The 24174-nt window shown below is 64.4% G+C and carries 24 protein-coding genes and 1 other RNA gene; 15 read left to right on the top strand and 10 right to left on the bottom strand.

The window, feature by feature from the left end; translation table 11 throughout:
* Positions 1-98 precede the first annotated feature (98 nt).
* The 4 genes from fba to tkt form a co-directional block, all read right to left on the bottom strand.
* Positions 99-1166 (bottom strand): class II fructose-bisphosphate aldolase, encoded by a 1068-nt coding sequence (gene fba, locus YUO_RS0122095; RefSeq protein ID WP_028349234.1) that lies wholly within the window; start codon positions 1164-1166, stop codon positions 99-101.
* A 50-nt stretch (positions 1167-1216) separates the two neighbouring features.
* A complete protein-coding gene (locus YUO_RS0122090; protein ID WP_028349233.1) occupies positions 1217-2413 on the bottom strand; it encodes a phosphoglycerate kinase in 1197 nt (398 codons plus the stop codon).
* A gap of 126 nt (positions 2414-2539) precedes the next feature.
* Positions 2540-3547 carry a type I glyceraldehyde-3-phosphate dehydrogenase gene (gene gap, locus YUO_RS0122085; RefSeq protein ID WP_028349232.1) on the bottom strand — a complete coding sequence of 336 codons (1008 nt, stop codon included), beginning with the start codon at positions 3545-3547 and terminating at the stop codon, positions 2540-2542.
* A 140-nt stretch (positions 3548-3687) separates the two neighbouring features.
* Positions 3688-5673 carry a transketolase gene (tkt, locus tag YUO_RS0122080; RefSeq protein ID WP_028349231.1) on the bottom strand — a complete coding sequence of 662 codons (1986 nt, stop codon included), beginning with the start codon at positions 5671-5673 and terminating at the stop codon, positions 3688-3690.
* Positions 5674-5960: 287 nt separating this feature from the next.
* Here tkt and YUO_RS0122075 point away from each other — a divergent pair, with 287 nt between their 5' ends.
* From YUO_RS0122075 to YUO_RS0122060, 5 genes are all read left to right on the top strand, one after another.
* Positions 5961-6287: a DUF4164 domain-containing protein gene (locus YUO_RS0122075; RefSeq protein ID WP_028349230.1), complete on the top strand. Its 327-nt coding sequence runs from the start codon at positions 5961-5963 to the stop codon at positions 6285-6287.
* Positions 6284-6667 carry a cell division protein ZapA gene (locus YUO_RS0122070; RefSeq protein WP_028349229.1) on the top strand — a complete coding sequence of 128 codons (384 nt, stop codon included), beginning with the start codon at positions 6284-6286 and terminating at the stop codon, positions 6665-6667. The genes YUO_RS0122075 and YUO_RS0122070 overlap by 4 nt, the downstream gene beginning before the upstream one ends.
* A gap of 163 nt (positions 6668-6830) precedes the next feature.
* Positions 6831-6991, top strand: a non-coding RNA gene (gene ssrS, locus YUO_RS44320) — 6S RNA.
* A gap of 197 nt (positions 6992-7188) precedes the next feature.
* Complete coding sequence (locus tag YUO_RS0122065) at positions 7189-7764, top strand: 5-formyltetrahydrofolate cyclo-ligase (protein WP_028349228.1); 576 nt, start codon at positions 7189-7191, stop codon at positions 7762-7764.
* 3 nt (positions 7765-7767) lie between these two features.
* Positions 7768-8589: a TIGR00282 family metallophosphoesterase gene (locus YUO_RS0122060; protein WP_028349227.1), complete on the top strand. Its 822-nt coding sequence runs from the start codon at positions 7768-7770 to the stop codon at positions 8587-8589.
* 13 nt (positions 8590-8602) lie between these two features.
* Here the strand turns inward: YUO_RS0122060 and YUO_RS0122055 are convergent, their stop codons facing one another.
* From YUO_RS0122055 to YUO_RS0122040, 4 genes are all read right to left on the bottom strand, one after another.
* Positions 8603-10810: a xanthine dehydrogenase family protein molybdopterin-binding subunit gene (locus tag YUO_RS0122055; RefSeq protein ID WP_028349226.1), complete on the bottom strand. Its 2208-nt coding sequence runs from the start codon at positions 10808-10810 to the stop codon at positions 8603-8605.
* 5 nt (positions 10811-10815) lie between these two features.
* Positions 10816-11832, bottom strand: coding sequence for an FAD binding domain-containing protein (locus YUO_RS0122050; protein WP_028349225.1), 1017 nt, complete (start codon positions 11830-11832; stop codon positions 10816-10818).
* A complete protein-coding gene (locus YUO_RS0122045; RefSeq protein ID WP_028349224.1) occupies positions 11829-12308 on the bottom strand; it encodes a (2Fe-2S)-binding protein in 480 nt (159 codons plus the stop codon). The genes YUO_RS0122050 and YUO_RS0122045 overlap by 4 nt, the downstream gene beginning before the upstream one ends.
* A 321-nt stretch (positions 12309-12629) precedes the next feature.
* Entirely contained in the window at positions 12630-14399 is a 1770-nt protein-coding gene (locus YUO_RS0122040; RefSeq protein WP_028349223.1) for a methyl-accepting chemotaxis protein, read from the bottom strand.
* A gap of 198 nt (positions 14400-14597) precedes the next feature.
* Here YUO_RS0122040 and YUO_RS0122035 point away from each other — a divergent pair, with 198 nt between their 5' ends.
* The 9 genes from YUO_RS0122035 (at position 14598) to YUO_RS0121995 (ending at position 21248) form a co-directional block, all read left to right on the top strand.
* The gene (locus YUO_RS0122035) at positions 14598-15344 is read left to right on the top strand and encodes a YebC/PmpR family DNA-binding transcriptional regulator (protein ID WP_028349222.1); all 747 of its coding nucleotides are present in this window, start codon (positions 14598-14600) and stop codon (positions 15342-15344) included.
* 252 nt (positions 15345-15596) lie between these two features.
* Positions 15597-16124, top strand: a complete 528-nt coding sequence (ruvC, locus tag YUO_RS0122030) for a crossover junction endodeoxyribonuclease RuvC (RefSeq protein ID WP_028349221.1) — start codon at positions 15597-15599, stop codon at positions 16122-16124.
* Positions 16125-16416: 292 nt separating this feature from the next.
* Entirely contained in the window at positions 16417-17034 is a 618-nt protein-coding gene (gene ruvA, locus YUO_RS0122025; RefSeq protein WP_028349220.1) for a Holliday junction branch migration protein RuvA, read from the top strand.
* Between the two features lie 41 nt (positions 17035-17075).
* Positions 17076-17495, top strand: a complete 420-nt coding sequence (locus tag YUO_RS0122020) for a cytidine deaminase (protein ID WP_028349219.1) — start codon at positions 17076-17078, stop codon at positions 17493-17495.
* The gene (gene ruvB, locus YUO_RS0122015) at positions 17492-18538 is read left to right on the top strand and encodes a Holliday junction branch migration DNA helicase RuvB (protein WP_028349218.1); all 1047 of its coding nucleotides are present in this window, start codon (positions 17492-17494) and stop codon (positions 18536-18538) included. The genes YUO_RS0122020 and ruvB overlap by 4 nt, the downstream gene beginning before the upstream one ends.
* A 168-nt stretch (positions 18539-18706) precedes the next feature.
* Complete coding sequence (locus YUO_RS0122010) at positions 18707-19618, top strand: metallophosphoesterase (RefSeq protein ID WP_028349217.1); 912 nt, start codon at positions 18707-18709, stop codon at positions 19616-19618.
* A gap of 119 nt (positions 19619-19737) precedes the next feature.
* Positions 19738-20145: a tol-pal system-associated acyl-CoA thioesterase gene (ybgC, locus tag YUO_RS0122005; protein ID WP_051379592.1), complete on the top strand. Its 408-nt coding sequence runs from the start codon at positions 19738-19740 to the stop codon at positions 20143-20145.
* A gap of 64 nt (positions 20146-20209) precedes the next feature.
* Positions 20210-20677 carry a nuclear transport factor 2 family protein gene (locus YUO_RS0122000; protein WP_028349215.1) on the top strand — a complete coding sequence of 156 codons (468 nt, stop codon included), beginning with the start codon at positions 20210-20212 and terminating at the stop codon, positions 20675-20677.
* Between the two features lie 4 nt (positions 20678-20681).
* Positions 20682-21248 (top strand): TetR/AcrR family transcriptional regulator, encoded by a 567-nt coding sequence (locus tag YUO_RS0121995; RefSeq protein WP_028349214.1) that lies wholly within the window; start codon positions 20682-20684, stop codon positions 21246-21248.
* A gap of 169 nt (positions 21249-21417) precedes the next feature.
* On the opposite strand, the gene YUO_RS0121990 is transcribed toward YUO_RS0121995, so the two are convergent.
* Entirely contained in the window at positions 21418-22062 is a 645-nt protein-coding gene (locus tag YUO_RS0121990) for a glutathione binding-like protein (protein WP_028349213.1), read from the bottom strand.
* Positions 22063-22169: 107 nt separating this feature from the next.
* On the opposite strand from YUO_RS0121990, the gene YUO_RS0121985 reads away from it, so the two are divergent.
* Positions 22170-22829, top strand: coding sequence for a TetR/AcrR family transcriptional regulator (locus YUO_RS0121985; protein WP_028349212.1), 660 nt, complete (start codon positions 22170-22172; stop codon positions 22827-22829).
* A 215-nt stretch (positions 22830-23044) separates the two neighbouring features.
* Here the strand turns inward: YUO_RS0121985 and YUO_RS0121980 are convergent, their stop codons facing one another.
* Positions 23045-24010 carry a 2-hydroxyacid dehydrogenase gene (locus YUO_RS0121980; protein WP_028349211.1) on the bottom strand — a complete coding sequence of 322 codons (966 nt, stop codon included), beginning with the start codon at positions 24008-24010 and terminating at the stop codon, positions 23045-23047.
* Between the last annotated feature and the right edge of the window lie 164 nt (positions 24011-24174).

The following is a 24174-nucleotide window of genomic DNA, read 5'->3' as shown; positions in this document are numbered from 1 at the left end:
AACATCATGCCCTTGCGCACCAAAATAGGCGGTTCTCGGGCAATTGCCTAGAAAACGTTCGTCGCACCCTGGGTGTTTGCAAGGCGCGGGGCGCCGGCTCAGGCGACCCGCGGGTCCAGCTCACCCTTGCCGTACCGCTTGGCCATTTCGGCCGTCGTCAGCACCTTCTTGATCTTGCTGGCTTGCCCTGCGGTATTGAATTCCTGCAGCCGCTGCTTGCACAGCTTGGCCATCGCTTCCATCGCGGGCTTGAGATACTTGCGCGGGTCGAACTCTTCCGGATTTTCCTTGAAGACCTTGCGGATCTGCCCGGTCATCGCCATGCGGTTGTCGGTATCGATGTTGATCTTGCGCACGCCGTTCTTGATGCCGCGCTGAATCTCGGACACCGGCACACCCCAGGTCGGCTTCATCTTGCCGCCATTGGCATTGATGATTTCCTGCAGATCCTGCGGCACCGAGGACGAGCCGTGCATCACCAGATGCGTGTTCGGCAGCTTGCGATGGATTTCCTCGATCACGTTCATGGCGAGGATGTCGCCGTCCGGCTTGCGGGTGAACTTGTAGGCACCGTGCGAGGTGCCCATCGCGATCGCCAGCGCATCGACCTTGGTCTCCTTGACGAACTTCACGGCTTCGTCGGGGTTGGTGAGCAACTGGTCGTGCGACAGCTTGCCCTCGGCGCCGTGGCCGTCTTCCTTGTCGCCCATGCCGGTCTCCAGCGAGCCGAGCACGCCGAGCTCGCCTTCCACCGAGATGCCGCCGAGATGGGCCATGTCGGTAACCGTCTTGGTCACGCCGACATTGTAGTCCCAATCGCCGGGGGTCTTGCCGTCGGCCTTGAGCGAGCCGTCCATCATGACCGAGGTGAAGCCGGCCTGGATCGCGGTCATGCAGGTCGCGGGCTCGTTACCGTGGTCGAGATGCACGCAGACCGGAATCTGCGGATAAATTTCGGTGACGGCATCCATCATGTGCTTGAGCATCACGTCGTTGGCATAGGAGCGCGCGCCGCGCGAAGCCTGGATAATGACGGGCGCGTCGACCGAGGAGGCAGCCTCCATGATGGCGAGCGCCTGCTCCATGTTGTTGATGTTGAACGCCGGCACCCCGTAATCGTGCTCTGCCGCATGATCGAGCAGTTGACGCAAGGTAATGCGAGCCATTCAAATTCTCCTGTATCTGCCGCGCCTTTGGCGCTTCATTGGGTCCCGGTCTAACGCAGTTTGAGAACTTCCACGCCAGGAAGCGGTTTACCTTCCATCCATTCGAGAAACGCGCCGCCGGCCGTCGAGACGTAGGAAAAATCATCGGCCACGCCAGCCTGGTTCAGCGCCGCGACCGTATCGCCGCCGCCGGCAACCGAGATCAGCTTCTTCGCCTTGGTGCGCTCCGCTGCGTGCTTGGCCGCAACCACCGTGCCGCGGTCGAACGGCGTCATTTCGAACGCACCGAGCGGGCCGTTCCAGACCAGCGTCGCGGCGTCGTCGATTGCGGCGTGAATCCGCGCGATCGATTGCGGCCCGACGTCGAGGATCATGCCGTCGGCCGGGATGGCGTCGAGGCCATAGGCATGCGACGGCGAGTTGGCGGCGAAGTGATAGGCGACCACGGCATCGACGGGGAGGATGATGGCGCAGTTCGCAGCGGTGGCCTTTTCTAGGATGCGCAGCGCGGTTGCGGCGAGGTCTTTTTCCGCCAGCGACTTGCCGACGCCGACGCCCTGCGCGTGCAGGAAGGTGTTGGCCATGCCGCCGCCGATCACCAGCGCATCGACCTTGGTCACCAGGTTTTCGAGCAGATCGATCTTGGTGGAGACTTTTGCGCCGCCAATGATCGCGATAACCGGCTTGGTCGGCGCTTCCAGCGCTTTGCCCAGCGCGTCGAGTTCGGCCTGCATGGTGCGGCCGGCATAGGCGGGCAGCTTGCGGCCAAGACCTTCGGTCGTAGCGTGCGCGCGGTGCGCCGCCGAAAAGGCGTCGTTGACCCAGATGTCGCCGAGCTTTGCCAGCTCGGCTACGAACGCCGGATCGTTTTTCTCTTCCTCTTTATGGAAACGGGTATTTTCCAGGCAGAGGATATCGCCGTCCTTCATGGCGCCGACGGCCCTGGCGGCAGCCTCGCCGATGCAGTCGTCGGCAAACGCAACCGGCTTCTTGATGACGTGGCTGAGCGCTGCCGCGACGGGCTTCAGCGAATCCTTGGCGTCGCGCCCCTTCGGGCGGCCGAAATGGGCGAGCAGGATGACCTTGCCGCCCTTGTCGGAAATTTCGGTGATGGTCGGCGCGACGCGCTCGAGCCTGGTCGCGTCGGTGACCCGGCCGTTCTCCATGGGCACGTTGAGGTCGACGCGCAGCAGCACGCGCTTGCCCTTCACGTCGACGTCATCGAGGGTTCGGAATGTTTTCGGCATTTGCGCTCTCTTGTCCCGGACGCACTGCGGCGAAGGCCGCTGTGCAGAACCGGGACCTCTACGCTGGAGTGGGTCCCGGCTCTGCGTCGCGTCACTTCGTGCCGCGCCGCCTCCGGGACACGAGACTTACAGCAGCTTCCCCATCGCCACGGCGGTGTCCGCCATGCGGTTGGAGAAACCCCATTCATTGTCGTACCACGACATCACGCGCACCAGCGTGCCGTTCTGCACCTTGGTCTGGTCCTCGTGGAATGTCGACGAGTGGGGATCGTGGTTGAAGTCGATCGAGACATTCGGCGCGGTGGTGTAGCCGAGGATGCCCTTGAGCTGCTGCTCGGAGGCGCGCTTCATCGCCGCGTTGATTTCCTTGGTATCGGTGGCGCGCTTGGCGACGATCTTGAGATCGACCACCGACACGTTCGGGGTCGGCACGCGGATCGCGACGCCGTCGAGCTTGCCCTTCAGTTCGGGGAGCACGAGGCCGATCGCCTTCGCCGCACCGGTCGAGGTCGGGATCATCGACATCGCCGCCGCACGGCCGCGATAGAGATCCTTGTGCAGGGTGTCGAGCGTCGGCTGGTCGCCAGTGTAAGCGTGGATCGTGGTCATGAAGCCGGTCTCGATGCCGACGGTGTCGTTCAAGACCTTGGCGAGCGGCGCCAGGCAGTTGGTGGTGCAGGAGCCGTTGGAGACGACCAGGTGATCCTTGGTCAGGGTGTCGTGGTTGACGCCGTAGACGATGGTGGCGTCAGCGTTGTCGGCGGGCGCCGAGACCAGCACGCGCTTGGCGCCGGCGGTCAGATGCGCGGAGGCCTTGTCCTTGGCCGTGAAGATGCCGGTGCATTCCAGCGCAATGTCGACGCCGAGCGCCTTCCACGGCAACTTCGACGGATCGCGTTCGGCGGAGACCTTGATCTTGCCGTTGCCGAGGCTGATGGAGTCGCCGTCAACGGTCACGGTGCCGGGGAAGCGGCCGTGCACGGAATCGAAGCGTAGCAGGTGGGCGTTGGTCTCGACCGGGCCGAGATCGTTGATGCCGACCACTTCGATATCCTTGCGGCCGGATTCCGCGATGGCGCGCAAGATATTGCGGCCGATGCGGCCAAATCCGTTGATCGCGATGCGGACTGCCATGCTGGTTTCTCCTCTGATAGCCGGTGCCCGCCCCGCGGAGACGTTCCACGGAGGTGCTGACGGCGGAACGCCCGGTTCGGCCGGGCGGGAACGGTCAATATAGGGGTCTAGGTAGTCCTTTTTCCCCTCAACCTCAACCGTCAGCCCACGCGCTTCAGGACAGCGTTAACCGCAGCCTCGGCAGTAATTCCGAAGTGCTTGAAAAGGTCCTTGGCGGGAGCGCTAGCCCCGAAACCGTGCATGCCGATGAATTCACCATCCTGGCCGATCACGGCGTCCCAGCCCCAGCGTACCGCGGCCTCGATGGCGACCTTGATCGGCGCATTGCCGATAATGGCTTTCTTTCGGTCCGGCGGCTGTTCCAGCAAGAGCTCGAGCGAGGGCACCGAGACCACCCGCGACGGGATGCCACGCTCGCTCAGTTGCTTTTGGGCAGCCACCGCGATCTCGACCTCGGAGCCCGAGGCGAACAGCGACACTTTTGCCTCGCCCTGCGCCGCGACCAACTCATAGGCGCCATGCGCGCAAGGATTATCGTTGGGCGCACTGGTGCGAAGCTGCGGCAGGTTCTGGCGGGTGAGCGCCAGCACCGTCGGGCCGTCGACACGGTTGAGCGCCAGTTCCCAGCATTCCGCGACCTCGACGGCGTCGCACGGGCGGAACACGCGCATGTTGGGAATGGCGCGAAGTGCCGCGAGATGCTCGACCGGCTGATGCGTCGGCCCGTCCTCGCCGAGCCCGATCGAATCATGGGTCATCACGTAGACGACGCCCGCGCCCATCAGCGCGGCGATCCGCATCGCAGGCCGCGCGTAGTCCGTGAACACCAGGAAGGTCGCGCCGTTCGGCGCGAAGCCGCCATGCAGGAAGATGCCGCTCAGCGCCGCGGCCATGCCGTGCTCGCGGATCCCGTAGTGGATGAAGCGGCCCTTCGGCGTCTTGGCCGAGAACGCCACTGCCGACTTCGCCTTGTTGTTGTTGGAGCCGGTGAGGTCGGCCGAACCCGCCAAAAATTCCATCGGCATCGCGGCGGCGATCGCCTCGATCGCAGCTTCGGAAGATTTACGCGTGGCAACATTCAGCGGCGATTCCAATAGCGCCTTCTTGTGCGCCCGCAGCGCCTTCGACAGCGCAGCCGGCCGCTCGTGCCGCATCCGCCGCTCGAACTCGGCGCGCTTGCGCGGGCCGAGCTCGGCGAAAACGCTTTCCCATTCCTCGCGCGCGGCAGCGCCGCGGCTGCCGGCGGCACGCCATGCCTTCAGCACATCGTCCGGCACCGAGAAGGCGTCGAGCGAAATGCCGAGCTTTTCCTTGGCGCCCTTGAGCTCGTCAGCGCCGAGCGCCTCGCCATGGGCCTTCGCCGTGCCGGCCCGCGTCGGCGCGCCGTAACCGATCGTGGTCTTGCAGGAGATCAGCGACGGCTTGTTGGATTTTTGCGCGCGGGCGATCGCGGCGGCAATCGCCTTCGGGTCCTGGCCGTCGATCAGTTCGGCCGCCCAGCCCGCGGACTTGAAGCGCTTCACCTGGTCGACCGAATCGGCGAGCGAGGTCGGGCCATCGATCGAGATGCCGTTGTTGTCATACAGCACGATCAGCTTGTTCAGCTTCCAGTGCCCGGCCATCGCGATCGCTTCCTGCGACACGCCTTCCATCAGGTCGCCGTCGGAGGCGAGCACATAGGTGTGGTGGCTGACCACCTTCTTGCCGAACTCGGCGGCCAGCATCTTCTCCGCCAGCGCCATGCCGATCGAGGTAGCGATGCCCTGGCCGAGCGGGCCGGTGGTGGTCTCGACGCCGCTGGTCTCGAAATTCTCCGGGTGCCCCGGCGTCTTGGAGCCGAGCTGACGGAAATTCCGGATCTGATCGAGCGTCATGTCCTTGTTGCCGGTGAGGTACAGCAAGGCATAGAGCAGCATCGAGCCGTGGCCGGCCGAGAGCACGAAGCGGTCGCGGTCGGGCCAGGTCGGAGCCGCCGCATCGAATTTGAGGAACTGCGTGAACAGCACGGTCGCGATGTCGGCGGCGCCCATCGGTAGGCCGGGATGGCCGGATTTCGCCTTTTCGACGGCATCCATGGCAAGCCCGCGAATCGCATTGGCCATACGGGTATGATCGACCTGCGTCATGTGAAAATCCGCCTGAAATGAGGTGCTTGGTTAGGGGTATGTACCGGGCGAAGGCCGCAATACGGGCGTGTTTGAGGGAAAGTGCGGGCTGGATAGCACCTCAATCCCCGGGAGTCCAAGGCGTGGAAACGCCCTTGCGATGCGAAAAGTTGCTTAGCGGTGCATAGCTTCGCGCGGGCGTTGCGCTTGGCTCGCTTGCCACGTAAATTTCGGGCTCTAACCGCTTGCCGAACCGCGGATTTTGCTGCCGTGCGGCGGGCCTACCGCGAGGGTGCGCGCTGTCTCTCATGAGCGATCGTCACACCAACGGGGCTGGCAATGCCGAGCCGGTCCAAGTCGACATCGATGCCGCCACGCGGCGCCTGATGATGGCGCTCGATGCGCTCGAGGCCGCGGCCGAGCGGCGGCGCGACGCCGACCGCGACGAGAACGAGCTGGCGAGCCGGATCCAGGCGCTCGGCGCCGATCGCTCGCGGCTCGCCGACGAACTCGACGGTTCGCTGGTGAAGACGCGGCGGCTGGAGCGCACCAACCGCGAGATATCGGAAAAGCTGGATGCCGCAATCGGCACCATCCGTGCGGTGCTCGATGCCGACGCCGGAGAGAGTGAATGAGTCACATCAACGTCACCATCAACGGCCGGCAATACCGCATGGCCTGCGAGGAAGGGCAGGAGGTGCGGCTGCTGAAGCTCGCGGAGAGCCTGGAATCGCGGGTCGGAGAGTTGCGCGGCAAGTTCGGCGAGATCGGCGATGCGCGCCTCACCGTGATGGCCGCGCTCACCGTGTGCGACGAATTGCTGGATGCCAACGCGCGCATCCGCGCGCTGGAGGGCGAACTCGAAACCCTGCGCAACGTCCGCACCGCCGCCGCCGATCGCGCCAAGGCCACCCAGGTCGCCGTCGCCAACGCACTCAACGCCGCCGCCGACCGCATCGAAAAAACCACGCAGGTCATCAACCGCACCATCGGCAGTGGCGTCGCGATCGGGTGAAGCCCGCGCCAATTCTTCACCCTCCCCCTCCAGGGGAGGGTGAAGTGAAGCGCAATCTAAGGGCGAGCGCGCAATCCTTTGCCGGCCCGTCCACTCTTCGGCGTTAGGGAGGACAACCGCTAACCGCTGGCGGACTCGCCTCGTAACGCTTACATTGCATTCCGCGAAGCTGCGTCGTGCGTCAGGAGCCATATATCCCCGGGGCCTTATCGATCCTTTAGGGAACTGTCCCTGGCCGGGTCCGTGGATCCGGACATATGGTGCCCACCTACTTTCGTAGGGAACTCCGGGATCGAGTGCTTCAACGGCGTTCGCGGCCTCGCACTTTAATTTGTTGTTGCTTGCGACCTCGTCCTACCCGCGCACGTCCCGTCATACCCCGCGCATGCGGGGTATCCGGTACGCCGCGGCGTCTCGGTTGAATCACTGAAGTCTCTGGAATACTGGATCACCCGCCTTTCGCCTACGCTCGTTGAGCTTCGGCGGACGGGTCGCGGGTGATGACAGCGGAAAGATACTGCATGACGGCAACCCTGTCGAAAGCCGACCTCCGCGCCGCAGCTCTGGCGAAACGCGATGCGTTGAGCGACGAACAGCGCGCGGCTGCGGCGCAGGCGATGGCGAAGCGCGGCCTGCCGTTCGAAATCGATCCAGGGCTCGTCGTATCCGGATATTCGCCGATCCGCAGCGAGATCGATCCGGCCCCTCTGATGCGCAAGCTCGCCGAGCAGGGAGCGAAGCTCGCGCTGCCGGCGGTGCTGTCACGTGGCAAATCGCTGGCGTTTCGCGCGTGGTCGCCTGACGACAGGCTGATGATGGGGCCGCTCGGCATTCTCGAACCGTCGCCGGCGGCGGCCGAACTCGTTCCCGATATCATGCTGGTGCCGCTGGCGGCGTTCGACCGCGCCGGCCACCGCATCGGCTATGGCGCCGGACATTACGACTTCACGCTCGCCCACTTGCGCAAGGCGAAGGCCATTACGGCTGTCGGCACCGCTTTTTCCGTGCAGGAAATAAAAGCCGTTCCCGCGCTGCCGCACGACGTGGCGCTGGATTATGTGCTAACGGAAAAGAAAGTGTTCGATTTCCGGAGCTGAACTTTGCGTATTCTCTTCGTTGGTGACGTGGTCGGTCGCGCTGGGCGCGCCGCGGTCGCGGCATATCTGCCCGGCATGATCAGGGATTGGGCGCTCGACTTTGTCGTCGTCAATGGCGAGAACTCCGCCGGCGGGTTCGGCATCACCGAGGCGGTCTATCAGGAATTGCTCGACGCCGGAGCGGATGCCATCACACTCGGCAATCACGCCTGGGATCAGCGCGAGGCGCTGGTGTTCATCGAGCGCGCGCCAAAACTGGTGCGGCCCGCGAACTATCCAAAGGGCACGCCGGGCCGAGGAGCGGCGCTGGTCGATACCAAGAACGGCAAGCGCGCGCTCGTTATCAACGCGATCGGCCGCGTCTTCATGACGCCGTTCGACGATCCCTTCACAGTGCTCAATCAGGAGCTCGAAGCCTGCCCGCTGGGCGAAGCCGCGGATGCGATCGTGGTCGATTTCCATGCCGAGGCGACAAGCGAGAAACAAGGCATCGGCTATTTCTGCGACGGCCGCGCCAGCCTCGTCGTCGGCACGCACACCCATGTCCCGACTGCCGATCATCAGATCCTCGCCGGCGGCACCGCCTACATGACAGACGCCGGCATGACCGGCGACTATGATTCCATCATCGGCATGCAGAAGGAAGAGCCGCTGCGGCGCTTTACGACGGGTATTCCATCAGCCCGCTTCGAACCCGCGGCCGGCGTCGCGACACTCAGTGGCGTTGCGGTCGAGACCGATGATTTAACCGGCCTCGCGCTGCGTGTTGCGCCGGTGCGGGCCGGCGGCAGGCTCGAGCCGACCGTGCCGGCGTTTTGGGCGTGAGGCCGCGCGGGCTTCAATTGAACTGAACCATCTTGTCGAGCGTGATTGGCAGGTCGCGCACGCGCTTTCCTGTCGCGTGATAGACCGCGTTGGCGATCGCCGCCGCCACGCCGACAATGCCGATCTCGCCGAGGCCCTTGATACCGAGCGGGTTGACGATCTCATCCGGCTCGTCGACGAAGATCACCTTGATGTCGTGCACGTCGGCATTCACGGGCACATGGTATTCGGCGATATTGGCGTTCATGACGCGTCCGAAGCGGTGGTCGAACAGCGTTTCCTCGTGCAGCGCCATGCCGATTCCCCAGACCACGCCACCCATGACCTGGCTGTGGGCGGTCTTCGGGTTGAGGATGCGGCCGGCGGCGACGGCATTGACCACGCGGGTCACGCGGATCACGCCAAGCTGTTCGTCCACCCTGACCTCCGCAAAGATGGCGGAGTGGACATTGCGCGCGCGCGACTTGTCTTCGGCAACCTTGTTGGCCTCCTCGCGCGTGATGCGATCGGCGTTGCCGGACTGCATCGCGCTGGCAATCGAGACCGCGCGGGTCGCATCCCGCCTGCTGATGATCTTGCCGTCGATCAGCGCGACGTCGTCCACGCCGGTGCCTGTCAGCGGCGAATCCTTCATGCCGATTGCAAGCTTCAGCAGGTCGCCGCGAACCGCGCGGGCGGTATTGGCAATCGCGTTGCACACTGAGGACGCGATCCACGAGCCGCCTTCGAGCGGACATTGCGGCAGCGTGGAATCGCCGAGCTTGACGCTGATATTGTCGATCGGCAGGCCGAGCATGTCGGCCGCGACTTGCGCCATGATCGTGTAGGTGCCGGTGCCGATATCCGAGGCCGCGGTCGCCACTTCCGCATGGCCGTTCGCCGTCAGCACGATGCGCACCGTGGTGGGCATCTGCAGCGCCTCCCATACGCCGGATGCCATGCCCCAGCCGACCAGGTCGCTGCCCTCGCGCATGGAGCGCGGCTCCGCTTTGCGCTTGTCCCAGCCGAACGCAGCCGCGCCCTGCCGGTAGCACTCACGCAGTTGCTTGCTGGTATAGGGAATATCCGCGCCTTGATCGCGGTCGGAATAGCATTGCAGCCGCAACTGCACCGGATCCATCTTGAGCGCGACGGCGAGTTCGTCCATCGCGCATTCGAGCGCGTAGACGCCGGTCGCAGCCCCCGGCGCGCGCATGTCGCAGGATGTCGGCACGTCGAGCTTCACCAGCTTGTGCTCGAATTTCGCGTTGGGACTCTTGTAAAGCAGATTGCCCCAGCCGGTGTCGTTGCGCGCGAATTCCTCGAACTGCGAGGTCACGGCGATGGCCTCATGCGTCATTGCATCGAGCGTGCCGTCACTATTGGCGCCGAGCGCGAGGCGTTCGATCGTCGCCGGCCGGTGGCCTAGGGCGTACATCTGTGCCCGGCTGAGCATGACGCGAACCGGACGTTTGAGCGCGCGCGCCGCCAGCACAGCCAGAACAACCTGATATTGTGGGCGCAGGCCGGAGCCGAAACCGCCGCCCATATAGGGCGACATGACGCGAACCGCGTCCGGCTTCAACTTGAACACGCCGCAGAGATATTGCTGGACGTTCTGCACGCCCTGCGTCTTGTCGTAGACGGTGAGCTTGCCGTCATCCCAGATCGCCGTCGAGGCGAACAATTCCATCGGATTGTGGTGCTCGGTCGGAATGAAATATTCGGCCTCGTGGCGCACGGCGGCGGAAGCAAATGCCTTTTCGGCATCGCCGCGCGGCTCCTCCGGCTTATCGATGGCAAACGCGTTGGCGCGCTCCGCGTGCAGATCGGTGACGTGAGGCGCCTTCTGGTACTCGACCTTTACCAGCGAAGCGGCGACGCGCGCGGTCTCCCAATCTTCGGCCAGCACCAGCGCGAGCGGTTGTCCGCTGAAAAGGACTATGTCGTCGTAGAGCGGGCGATAGGGTGAACCTTTTTCCGTCGCGACTTCGTCCTTATAGGCGTCGTCGTTATCGGCCATCTGCGGCCGATTCCGATGGGTCAGCACGTCGATCACGCCGTCAACCTCCAGCGCCCCGCTGATGTCGATGCGCACGATCCGCCCCTTCGGAATTGTCGATTCGACGACATAGCCATGGACGAGGCCGGGGACGTTGAACTCGCCGGCATATTTGGCTTCGCCGGTGACCTTGGCCCTGCCGTCGACGCGGGATGTCGCTGATCCGATATAGGATGCCATGGCGCTCACCGTATTTTCTTGTCGGAGTTCGACTGCGGCGTGCCCCGCGCAGCCTGACCGAGCGTTCGTATAATGGCGCGCCGCGCCAGGCCGATCTTGAAGTTGTTGTGTCCGTAGCCTTTTGCGCCGTGCAGCAACCAATCCGCGGCCTTCGCAAATGCGGCCGCGTCAGTGCGTTGTCCGAGCAAGGCCGCTTCGGCCGCGGTACTGCGCCATGGTTTGTGCGCAACGCCGCCGAGCGCCAGGCGAGCTTCCTTGATCGTGTCGCCGTCGAGTTCGAGCGCTGCCGCCACCGATACCAGCGCGAACGCATACGACAGACGATCGCGAATCTTCAGGTAGGAATAGTTCGCGCTGAACCCTTTTGGCGGAAGCTCGATGGCCGTGATGATCTCATCGGGTTCCAGATTGGTGTCGCGCTGCGGCGTGTTGCCGGGCAGGCGATGGAAATCGGCAAACGCGATGGTGCGCGCCCCGGCCGGACCTGCGACATGCACGGTGGCTTCGAGCGCTGCAAGTGCCACGCACATGTCGGAAGGATGCGTAGCGATGCAGGCCTCGCTCGTTCCGAGGATCGCATTGATGCGGTTGACGCCATCGATCGCCGAGCAGCCGCTGCCCGGCTCACGTTTGTTGCACGGCGTCGCCGTGTCGTAATAATAGAAGCAGCGCGTCCGCTGCAGCAGGTTGCCGCCGGTCGAGGCCATGTTGCGCAACTGCTGCGACGCGCCTGATAGTATCGCGCGTGAGAGCAGTGGATAGCGCTGTTCGATCAGGGGGTGGTAGGCGAGGTCGGTGTTCGGCACCATCGCGCCGATCAGAACGCCGCCGGCGGAGGTTGGTTCGACGCTCCTGAGCGGCAGGTGCGAAATATCGATCAGCCGGCTCGGACCCTCGACATCATATTTGATCAGGTCGATCAGGTTGGTGCCGCCCGCGATGAATTTTGCCGAAGGATCCGTGGCAATCTGCTTGATGGCATCGGCGACGTCGTTTGCGCGCGCATATTGGAAGGGGATCATGATCGCTCCTTCGCCTGCTGGATCGCCGCCACGATGTTCGGATAGGCGCCGCAGCGACAAATGTTGCCGCTCATGAGTTCGCGAATCTCATCGGCCGTTTTGGCCTTGCCCTCGGCGATCAGCCCGGCGGCCGAGCAGATCTGCCCCGACGTGCAGTAGCCGCACTGAAATGCATCATGATCGATGAAGGCCTGCTGCAGCGGATGCAGCTCGCCGTCGTGTGCAAGGCCCTCGATGGTGATGATTTCGGCGCCTTGCTTCATCACCGCCAGCGTCAGGCAGGAATTGATCCGCCGCCCGTCGACCAGAACGGTGCACGCGCCGCATTGTCCGTGGTCGCAGCCCTTCTTGGTGCCCGTCAGGTCAAGATGATCGCGTAGCGCGTCGAGCAACGTCGTCCACGGGGCGACCGTCAGTTCCATGTGGTTGCCATTGACGGTCAGCCTGATCGGAATTTTCTCCGGCGCGGTGGCCATCCGCGTTACACGATTTGCTGCGCCAGATCTGGCCATTTTTGACCTCCGCCTGCTTGATCTCCGCCTGCCCTATCTCCGCCTGCGTTGGCTGGTGCGCGAGGGGGCCGCGCGGGGACGATCCAGCCCGCTTGACCTGGCGCCGAGGGAGCCGTGAGCCGCGGTTCCAAGCCTGGCTATCAACGAGTTCGAACAAGGAAGGTTCAGGGCGAAAGCGTGATAGGCGCATCCGCTTCACGGTACGCTTTTCAGGCAGCCATCGGCGCAATCGCGCGAAACGGCGCATGCAATTTGATGAAATATGCGCAGTGAGGGCGAGGGTGGTTACAGCCGGTAGGCCGTGCGGAAGCCGCCCCAGTGGCGGCCCTTGACGCGGATCGGCACGTCGATCTCGCGCATCATCACGGTGTTGCCGTTGCCCATGTCGCGGGCGTAGCTCTGGATCAGATAGGCGCGCTGATTGCGCCCGGCGGCTAAGCCGGCCGGATCGTTGAAGATACGGCGGTTGCGACTGTTGGCGGTATTCCAGGTGACGTCGCCCGGGCGCTGCGGGTGCGAATAGATTTTGTTGTGCACCGGCAAATAGCCGTTGGTGTCGATCATGGCGCAGAACGCCATCCGCGGATCCTTGGCGAGGAACGCTTCCTGGAACGGCGGCAGCGCGCGATCGGCCCAGCCCAGGATTTTGGTGCGGTATTGCACCGGGTTGCTGCCTGGTATCTCGACATAGTTGGTGTCGAACATGTCCTCCATCGAGATGGCGCCGCTATCGATACCGTTCTCGAAAATCTTCTTCAGCGCTGCGCCGGCTTCCATCGCGCGGGTGATCGCTTCGGTGTTGTCGTCCTGGATCGACCACAGCTTGTCTTCGATCTTCTCGATCAGCGCGGCATTGGACCGCTCGAACCTGGCCTGCGTGCCGGCCTTCAAGCGCTCACTGACGCGAATGCGACAAGCGCCGATATCCTGCAGCGTCGCTTCGAAGCTCTGGCCCTGCGCGAGCCTTTCGGCGTCCGGCCCGCTGAGCAGGATGCCATCCATCGAAATCTCGTAGACCGGCGCCGATATCGCGCCGCGCGGCGTCTGGATTTCGATCTTGAGGCTGCAGGGTAGTTTTTGCTGTTCGCGACGCTCTGGGCGCTCGCCTTCCTTTTCTCCTTGCCGCAGCAGCACCGCGCAACGCGCCTTGAGCTTCTGCGCAAACGTGGTGACGGCCCGTCCGGCCTTGGCGACGCTTTCGCCATGGGCCTCGGCTTCCTTGGTGGCGCTGTCGATTTCGGTGGCGCTGGCGCCGACGGAAGCGATGAAGCTGGAAGCGGAGGCCGCATTGTCGGCCATCTCGCCGGTGGTTGCACTCTGCTCGGCGACCGCGCCGTTGACGTTCTCGAACACCGGACGGATCGCCTCGATCGCCTGCGTGATGCGATGCACGGCATCGACGGAGCCCGCGGCATCCCGCTGCAGTGCCTCGATCTTCTTGGTGATTTCCTCTGTCGCGTTCTGGGTCTGCACCGCAAGCGCCTTCACCTCGATGGCGACGACGGCAAAACCGCGCCCGGCTTCGCCGGCGCGTGCGGCCTCGATGGTGGAATTGAGCGCCAGGAGCGTGGTCTGCCGCGCGATCTGCGCGATCAGGTTGACCACGTTGCCGATCGCGGCCGATGATTCCCTCAGGCGGTCGACATTGGCGCCGGCTTCGCGGGCGGCCTCACTGGCCTGGTCGGCGAGCTTGCCGGCGTCGCGCACCTGGGAGCCGATCCCTTGCGCCGATTGGGTGAACTTGTCGGCGGCGTGCGAAAACGTCGTCGCCGTGCCCTGTGCGGCGCTGGTGCGGCTTGTCAGGACGTCGGTGCGCTGGCGAATGGTGGAGAGCGTCGCAGCGGTCGCCTCGGCGCCGCCAGCGACCGAATTGGCCGCCCGCTCGAGCTGGCGGATCATCGCGCCGAGTTCGAGTTCCAGAAGTTCGAGGATCGCCCTGGCCGACTCGCCATCGCCGGAGCCGGCCTCCGTCATTGCGGCTGCCGGCTGACCCTGGGGCTGAACGGCAGGTAAAGCCGGTTCCGCCACCTGCTTTTTGAACAAACCGAAGGCCATGGAGTCCCTTAAAAGTTGAGGGCGCGTGCGAAATCCTCTCATCCGAGCATGAAGTCATGGTTAACAAGTGCCTGTTTTTCCCGTAGGCACGCACTACTTTAGTCGTCGAATCGGCCGTAAATCTTTGATTTCAGCCGGTTGCCGGCCTATAAGGCCGCGCTTCACCCCCTACACCCGGATGAATCCAAGAGACTCCGCATGGCCGGCCATTCCCAATTCAAGAACATCATGCACCGCAAGGGCCGGCAGGATGCCCAGAAGTCCAAGCTGTTCAGCAAGCTGGCGCGCGAAATCACGGTCGCCGCCAAGCTTGGAACGCCGGACCCGGCGATGAACCCCCGGCTGCGTGCGGCCGTGATCGCGGCACGCCAGGAGAACATGCCGAAGGACAATATCGAGCGCGCCATCAAGAAGGCGATCGGCGGTGAGAGCGAGAGCTATGACGAGATCCGCTACGAGGGCTACGGCCCCGGCGGCGTCGCCATCATTGTCGAGGCGCTGACGGACAACCGCAACCGCGCCGCCTCCGACATCCGCTCCTACTTCACCAAGTCCGGCGGCAATCTCGGCGAAACCGGCTCGGTAGCCTTCATGTTCGACCGCACCGGCATCATCGAATACGACGCCAGCAAGGCCTCCGACGATGCGATGCTGGAAGCCGCCATCGAGGCCGGCGCCGACGACGTCGTATCCAGCGAAAGCGGCCACGAGATCTACGCCTCGCAGGAAACCTTTCGCGAGGTTGCGAAAGCGTTGGAAGCCAAGTTCGGCGAAGCCCGCAAGGCAGCGCTGACCTGGAAGCCGCAGAACACGGTCTCCGTCGACGACGAGACCGGCGAGAAGCTGTTGAAGCTGATGGATCTCTTGAACGAACACGACGACGTGCAGAACGTCTACGCCAATTTCGAAGTCTCCGACGCGCTGGTCGCCAAGATGGGCGGGTAGGGCGCCGCGTCGCCGGAGCGCTCCATATTCCGCTTTCGTCGCCCGGCTTGACCGGGCGATCCAGTATCCAGAGGCCGTGGTGATTGCGCCGATAAGCCGCGGCGTACTCGATCCCCGCCGGAGCCTGTCATCGGGCGCGTTCGCGCGACCCGGTGGCGGGGATGACAAGAGGAGCAAGGGGCGACGACCGGGGTAGGGGATTTCCGTTCTCTTTATGTTTCGTTCATCCGGCTCTGGCGTTATCACTACGCCATGACATCCCCACCGATTCGCCATCCCATCCGGATTATTGGCATCGATCCAGGCCTGCGCCGCACCGGCTGGGGCGTGATCGAGACCGAGGGCAACCGGCTTGTCTTCATCGGCTGCGGGTCGGTGGAGCCGCCGGACAACCTGCCGATAGCGAGCCGTCTGCTCGCGATCCATGAGGGGCTCGCCGCCGTGCTCGGCGATTTCAGGCCGGCGGAAGCCGCGGTGGAGCAGACTTTTGTCAACAAGGACGGCGTCGCCACCCTGAAACTCGGCCAGGCCCGCGGCGTCGCCATGTTGGCGCCCGCGATGTTCGGCATATCGGTTGCGGAATATGCGCCCAACCAAGTCAAGAAAACCGTGGTCGGCGCCGGCCACGCCGACAAGAACCAGATCGCGGTGATGCTGAAGATATTGCTGCCGAAGGCCGAACCGAAATCCGCCGACGCCGCCGACGCGCTGGCGATCGCCATCACCCACGCCCACCACCGCCAAAGCGCGGCGCTGCGGCTGAAAGTGGCGAGCGCATGATGAGCCGTGGCCATGTAATGCCAAGTGAGGAGAGCACACTCATCAGGCTCCCTCCTCCCTTGCGGGGGAGGGTTGGGGAGAGGGGTAAGCCCCGGGCTCCGATCAAAGTCGCGCGGCGACAATCTATCAACGAACGCCGCAAGATGATGGGTGAGGATGCGAGTGCTTCGCCTCAGACAACTGAGCAAGCGGCACCCCTCTCCCTAACCCTCCCCCGCAAGGGGGGAGGGAACCCGTCCGCTCGTGCGCCCCTCGCTAACGTTGGGTCCACCATCGCGAGCGAGTTGCCCCAATGATCGGTAAACTCAAAGGCCTGATCGATTCCTACGGCGAGGATTACGTGATCCTCGACGTCGGCGGCGTCGGCTATCAGGTGCATTGCTCCTCGCGCACGCTGCAGGCGCTGCCGTCGCCCGGCGAGGCCGCGGTGCTGTCGATCGAGACTTATGTCCGCGAGGATCAGATAAAACTGTTTGGCTTCCGCACCGATACCGAGCGCGAATGGTTCCGCCTCTTGCAGACCGTGCAGGGCGTCGGCGCCAAGGTCGCGCTCGCCGTGCTGTCGACGCTGCCTCCGGCTGAACTCGCCAATGCGATTGCGCTGCGCGACAAGGCCGCGGTGTCGCGCACGCCCGGCGTCGGGCCAAAGGTCGCCGAGCGCATCGTCTCTGAATTGAAGGACAAGGCGCCTGCCTTCGCCAATGTCGATCCCGCCGTGGTGCATCTGGCCGGCGCCATCGACAGCCACCGCGCGCCGCGCCCGGTCACCGACGCGATCTCGGCTTTGGTCAATCTCGGCTACGGCCAGCCGCAGGCCGCCGCCGCCATCGCCGCCGCCTCGCGCAGCGCGGGCGAGAATGCCGAGACCGCGCAACTGATCCGGCTGGGCCTGAAGGAACTGGCGAAATAGACTATGTTCGCCACTGACTGTCGAAGGAATGCGTTGCTGCCATGTTGAGCAAGAAAGACCAGGAACTAATTGCCGCCGCGATTGACGCGATCAGGCCGCGTTACCGCAACAAGTGGCAGGAGGTCGGCGCTGCGATGCGCACCCGCGACGGCCGCATCGTCACTGGCGTGAATATCGATGCCTATATCGGCCGGATCGCCGTCTGCGCCGAGGCGATCGCCATTGGGCGCGCCATCACCGAAACCGGCGATCGCGGCATCGAGACCATCGTCGCCGTGCGCCATCCCAAGCCGGACGAGCCCGGCAGTATCGCCGTGGTATCGCCCTGCGGCATCTGTCGCGAGCTGATCCACGATTACGATGCAAAGGCGCGGGTCATCGTTCCCGACAATGGCCGCGAGCCGAAGGTCGTCACCATCGGCGAGCTTTTGCCCAACAAGTACCGGAGGGGCAACGGGTGAACACCCCCTCCCGCATCGTCGCCCCCGAGCGCCGTTCCGACGATGTCGGCGACACCGCGCTGCGCCCGCAATTGTTGTCGGAGTTCGTCGGCCAGGCGCAGGCGCGCAAGAATCTCTCGATCTTCATCGAGGCCGCGCGTAAGCGGGGCGAGGAGCTGGACCACGTGCTGTTCGTCGGGCCTCCCGGCCTCGGCAAGACCACGCTGGCGCAGATCGTCGCGCGCGAACTCGGCGTCGGCTTTCGCGCCACGTCCGGTCCCGTCATCGCCAAGGCCGGCGACCTTGCAGCACTGCTCACCAATCTCGAAGAGCGCGACGTGCTGTTCATCGACGAAATCCATCGCCTCAGCCCGGCGGTCGAGGAGGTGCTGTACCCTGCGATGGAAGATTTCCAGCTCGACCTCATCATCGGCGAGGGGCCGGCGGCGCGTTCGGTCAAGATCGATCTCGCAAAGTTCACCCTTGTCGGAGCCACGACGCGCGCAGGGCTGTTGACCAATCCGCTGCGTGACCGCTTTGGCATTCCGATCCGGCTGAACTTCTACACCGAGGAAGAGCTGGAGAAGATCGTCAGCCGCGGCGCCCGCGTGCTCAATATCGGCATGACGCCTGACGGCGCCAACGAGATCGCGCGCCGCGCCCGCGGCACGCCGCGTATCGCCGGCCGCCTGCTGCGCCGTGTACGCGATTTTGCATCCGCAGCCGACGCCAGCTCGGTCGACCGCGCCATCGCCGACCACGCGCTGAGCGCGCTGGAAGTCGATGCCGCCGGCCTCGATGCCATGGACCGCCGTTATCTGACGACGATCGCGATGAACTATGGCGGCGGCCCGGTCGGCGTCGAGACCATGGCGGCGGCGCTATCTGAGCCGCGGGACGCCATCGAGGACATCATCGAGCCCTATCTGATCCAGTGCGGCTATCTGCAGCGCACCCCGCGCGGAAGGCTGCTCACCTCGCACGCCTTCCGCCACCTCGGCCTCGCCGAGCCCGCCCGCGATCCCGCGCAGTTCGGCCTGTTCGGCAACGGCGACGACGACTGATCACTTCGAACCCGATCACTCGGGGAATGCACTAACGGCGGCTGGACGCGCTGGTGCGGCAGAATCGCTGGTGAGAAGCTGCTGGAGGTCTGCTAACGTTCTGCACAAACGTACCCCAATTCGGGCCCAATCCGCCACCACGTTGGCGCTGCATCACGATTGGATCACATGTTAACACGCCGTCATTTCTTGAAGTCCATGGGTGGCCTGGGCGCGCTGGGCGCCTCGACCACCGCTTACGGTTTCAGCGCGCCGGTCGTCCGGCTTCGCGTCGAGCGGTACAATATCTCGCCGCCGCAATGGCCGGCCGGTCTCAATCTCAGGATCGCCGCCATCGCCGACCTCCACGCCTGCGATCCCTGGATGTCGCTCGATCATATCGGTGAGATCGTCGAACGCACCAATGCGCTGAAGCCTGACATCGTCGTCATGCTCGGCGACTACGTGGCCGGGCATCGCAAGGTGACGCGCTTCATTCCCGACGCCGAATGGGCGGGAGCGTTGGCCGGATTGAAGGCGCCGCTCGGCGTGCATGCGGTGCTCGGCAATCACGACTGGTGGGAAGACAAGGAAGTGCAGCGCAACGGGCAGGGGCTACCGAGCGCGGGACGTGCGCTGGAAGCGGTCGGTATCCCGGTGTACGAAAACGACGCAAAGAAGCTCAGCAAAAATGGTCACTCGTTCTGGCTCGCCGGTCTCGGTGACCAACTCGCCTATGTGCCGGCGCGCCGCTTCAGACCGCTCAAGCGGATCGGCGTCGACGATCTCGGCGCGACGCTGGCGAAGATCACCGACGACGCGCCCGTGGTTCTGATGGCGCACGAGCCTGATGTCGCGCGGCGCGTGCCAGCGCGCGTTGCGCTGCAGCTCTCCGGGCACACCCATGGCGGCCAGGTGCGAATGCTGGGCTGGTCACCGATCTCGCCGTCCGGCCAACAGCTCGCCTACGGCCACGTCAAGATGAACTGCAACGTCGTCGTCTCCGGCGGCCTCGGCTGCAGCATCATGCCGTTCCGGCTCGGGGTGCCGCCGGAAATCGTGCTGGTGACGCTAGGGGCGGGGCGGCCGGCGGTGGCGTAGCGTTCCTCGCAGCGCTTGCGCGCCGCGCCGATTTTGCGCAAAAGCAGGCTTTCCAGCGCGATCAGGAACCGCAAGTGACATTACCCCTCGACGGCGAGATCCGCGACGGCCGCCATCATATGCAGGTCCGTGTCTATTACGAGGACACCGATTTCTCCGGTATCGTCTACCACGCCAACTACCTGCGTTTCATGGAGCGCGGCCGCACCAATCATCTGCGGCTGATGGGCGCGTCGCAGCATGCGCTGTTCGAGCAGGCGCAGGAGGAGACGCCGGGCTTTGCCTTCGTGGTGCGCTCGATGCAGCTCGATTTTCTGCGGCCGGCGCGGATGGACGACCTGCTCGACGTCGTGACATGGCCTATCGCGGTAAAGGGCGCTTCCATCACGCTCGCACAGGAGGTGCGGCGAGGCGAGGATGTCCTCGTCAAGGCGCAGGTGCGCGTTGCCTTCATCAGCGAGGGACGGGCGCAGCCGATCCCGAAATCGCTGCGGCTGTTGATGAAGGCCGATCTGGCGCCGGAATAATCTTTTCCGATTGACTCTCTGTACCGATCGGTACAATCTTCCGGCGCTAACCTGGAGAAACCTCATGTCGCGTCCGCCGCTGCCGCCCTTCACCCGCGAAACCGCAGCCCAAAAGGCGCGCATGGCCGAAGACGCCTGGAATTCGCGCGATCCGGTCCGGGTATCGCTGGCCTATACCGAGGACAGCCGCTGGCGGAACCGCGCCGAGTTCTTTGAAGGCCGCGAGTCGATCGTCGAATTCCTCACCCGCAAATGGGCGAAGGAGCATGACTACCGCCTGATCAAGGATCTCTGGGCGTTCGATCAGAACCGTATTGCCGTGCGCTTCCAGTATGAGTGGCACGACGGTGCCGGGCAGTGGCATCGCTCCTACGGCAACGAGCAGTGGGAGTTCGACGAACATGGCCTGATGCGGCGGCGCGAGGCCAGCATCAACGATATCGCCATCAAGGAAAGCGAGCGTCGCTTCCATTGGCCGGCGCCAGGTCCGCGCCCGGCGGATGTCGCGGGGCTAAGCGAGAACCCGCTATGATCAGATGCTGAAAAGAGGTCTCGAACGTGGAGAGGTCCTGCGCGCACTCGGCGAGGTGTTTCGCGCGCATGGCTACGAGGGCGCCTCGCTGACGCTGATCACGGAGGCCACAGGCCTCGGCAAGGGCAGCCTCTATCATCTGTTCCCCGGCGGCAAGGAGCAGATGGCCGCCGAGGTGCTGGCCGAGATCGACGGCTGGTTCGAACGCCATATCTTCGCGCCCTTGCGCACCGCCGACGATCCCGCGCGCGCCATCGCTGCGATGATCGCTGGCGTCGATCAATATTTCCACTCGGGCGATCGCGTCTGCCTGGTCGGGATGGTGGCGCTCGGCTCGGCGCGCGACAGTTTTGCCGAAGCGGTCGATGGCTATTTCGCGCGCTGGCAAACGGCGCTGGCGTCGCTGTTGCGGCGATCCGGGCTCACGAACAGCCAGGCGCAGCGGCGCGCCGAGGATGCGCTCCTCACCATTCAGGGCGCGCTGGTGCTGGCACGGGCGCGCGGCGACGCCAAGATTTTTCGTCGTGCGTTGAGCGATCTGACGGCGCGGTTGCTGGCGCCGCCGGCGTGACGGCTGCCAGAACGAGGTCGTCCCTGCGAAAGCTGGGACCCATACGCCGCGGCCTTTCGAGTTGTTCGCGGTGAGAGACGATGCCCTCACTGACTCCGGTGGTTATGGGTCCCCGCGCCAAGTGCGCAATTGCGCACAAGGCGGGGACGACGTGTTGAGAGAGGGCGTCTTACGCCGCCGCCTTATGCCGCGCGAGTTCGGCCTTGTAGAGTTCGAACTCTTCGGCGACCGCCTTCGCAATGCTCGGGCGGGCGCGCAGCCGCTCGTGATAGGCCTTCACTGCCGGCCACTTCGCCAGTTCGATCGGCGGCGTCGCCATCGTCCAGTTGATGATGGTGACAAGATAGGCATCCGCGACGCTGAAGTGATCGAGCAGGAATTCGCGGCCCTTCAGGTAGTTCTCGAGATAGTCGAGCCGCGACATATTCTTGTTCAGTGCATAAGTCTTTGCGTCCTGCGGCGCCGTCTTGTCGAGGAGCGGCACGAACAGCGCCTTGTGCAGTTCGGTGCCGATGAAGCACAGCCATTGATGCAGGCGGCTGCGCTCCTCAGCGGAGTTGGCCGAGATGCCGGCGCCCGGAAAGCGGTCGGCGACATATTGCAGGATCGCCGCGTTCTCCGTCAGCACGGTCCCGTCGTCGGTGCGTAGCGTCGGCACCAGCCCGAGCGGGTTGACGGTGCGAAAATCCGAGCCGTCCTTCTGCACCACCTTAGTCTTGGGATCGACTTCGAGATAATTGGCCTCAGCGCCGGCTTCGTACAGCGCGATCCGGGTTGCCAGTGAGCAGGCGAGCGGCGAGAAATACAGGTCCATGATTTGCCTCCTTGGCGGTTGATCAATCAGCCGGCGTTCAAGGCGGGCAGGATTGATTTTTATACTGTTCCGCATAATATAGGCGTGGTCAAGGAATTATTTGCGAAATGGTACAAAAAAGGAAGAGGCCCCCTGTCCCCCGGATCGACGCCCCCGTCCAGCCCAAGCGGCGGGGCCGCCCGCGCGCCTATGAGCCAGGCGTGGCGCTAGGCAAGGCGCTTGACCTGTTTCGCAAGGACGGTTTTGCGGCCACCTCGCTCGACGACCTCTCCGCCGCCACCGGCATGAACCGGCCGAGCCTCTATGGCGCGTTCGGCGACAAGCGCGAACTCTTCATCAAGAGCTACCGGCGCTATCGCGACGACGCGCGGGTCGCGATGGGGGACATCTTCCGGAATGAGCTGCCGATCCGAACACGCCTCGAACGCATCTACGCGGTGGCGCTCGACATCTATCTGTCCGGCGAATCCGGTCCGCGCGGCTGCTTCACGGTGATGACCGCAGCCTCCGAGGCGGTGCATGACCCCGATATCCGCGCGATGGTGCTGGAAGGTCTTGCCGAGCTCGACAAGGCTTTTGCCGCCTGTTTCCGGCTCGCCCAGGAAAAGGGCGAGCTACCGGTGCGCGCCGACGCGACCGTGCTGGCGCAACTTGCCTCCGCCACCATTCATACCATCGCCATCCGCGCCCGCGCTCAGGTGCCGCGCAAGGAACTGGAGGCGATCGTCAACGGTGCGATCGACGTGATGGTCGGGGCGGCGAAATAACTCTCCGTCGCCCCTGCGAACGCAGGGACTTTGAGTGGCGGGATCTTAGCGACCTGATTGATCGGGATCGGGCCGACACTCTATCCGTCGCCCCTGCGGACGCAGGGGCCCTTAACCACTGCGCTTCGTTGTTGAAGCAAAGCCGTCTCGCCTTGTGCCACTTCCGCGGGCCGCGGCGTATGGGTCTCTGCGTTCGCAGGGACGACGATAGGGCGTCAATATCCCCGCTTACGGTCCACCACATTCTCCAGCGCGCCGCCTTCCTCAAACCGCGCGATCTGCTGCGCGACATATTTCGATATCTCGTCGGGATCGGTATCGGCGGCGTTGTGCGGAGTAAGAACCACTTTCGGGTGGGTCCAGAACCGGCTGTCCGCGGGCAATGGCTCGGTGGCGTAGACGTCGAGCGAGGCGCCGCCGAGCGTGCCGTCATCGAGACATTGCAGGATGTCGGCCTCGTTCTGCAGGCCGCCGCGGCCGGCGTTGATCACGACCGGCGCGCCTAGCGGGCTCGTGCGATTCAGTTTCTCAAACAGCCCGCGATTGAGAATGTGCCGCGTCTCCGGCGTCAGCGGCAGGAGGCATACCAGAATGTCGGTCCGCCGCAGGAATGTCTCGAGCTGCGCTGCGCCGTGAAAGCATTCGATGCCCTCGATCGTTCGCGGGCTGCGGCTCCAGCCTGCGACACGAAAGCCCAGGCGCTTGAGCACATCGGCCGCGTCAGCACCGAGCGTGCCGAGCCCCAAGACGCCGACGGAGATTGCGCTCGCGGCCCATTGCGATTTCGGCGCCCAGCGCTTTTCGCGCTGCGACTCGCGCAAATATGGCTCCTGCCGGTGGTGCATTAGGACATGCAGCACGGCATATTCGGTCATCCGCGCGGTGAGATCGTCGACCGCGACGCGCACCAGCGGCACCTCGGGCAATGAGCGGTCGGCCATCAGCGCGTCGACGCCCGCGCCGAGATTGAAGATGACGCGCAAGTTGGGGAAGGCGGCGAGCTCGCCTGGATGCGGCTTCCACACCGCGGCGTAATGCACCTCCGCCGGATCGAACGACGCATCCGGCAACAGCAGCACGGAGCGCCCCTCGCAAACCTCATCGAACCGGCTCTTCCAGCGCGGCGGCGACCAGTTTTCGGTCCCGCCATGCACCAGCAGCGCAAGCGCACCCTTCGTCATTGCCATCCCTTTCGCGTCGCCAACCTGGCGTGACCCGCCTCACATCGCGGACCGAGGTGTTTCTCTAGCCTCCTTTCATCCGACAGGGGAGACCTTGCATGGTCAATCAGGGTCGAGACCGCCAGATGAAAATGCTCAGGTGCATCGTTGTCATTCTCGGAGTG

This window comes from Bradyrhizobium murdochi (assembly GCF_000472965.1).
In the GTDB taxonomy this organism is placed as follows: Bacteria; Pseudomonadota; Alphaproteobacteria; order Rhizobiales; family Xanthobacteraceae; genus Bradyrhizobium; species Bradyrhizobium murdochi.
This window is presented reverse-complemented; position numbering and strand designations above follow the sequence as displayed.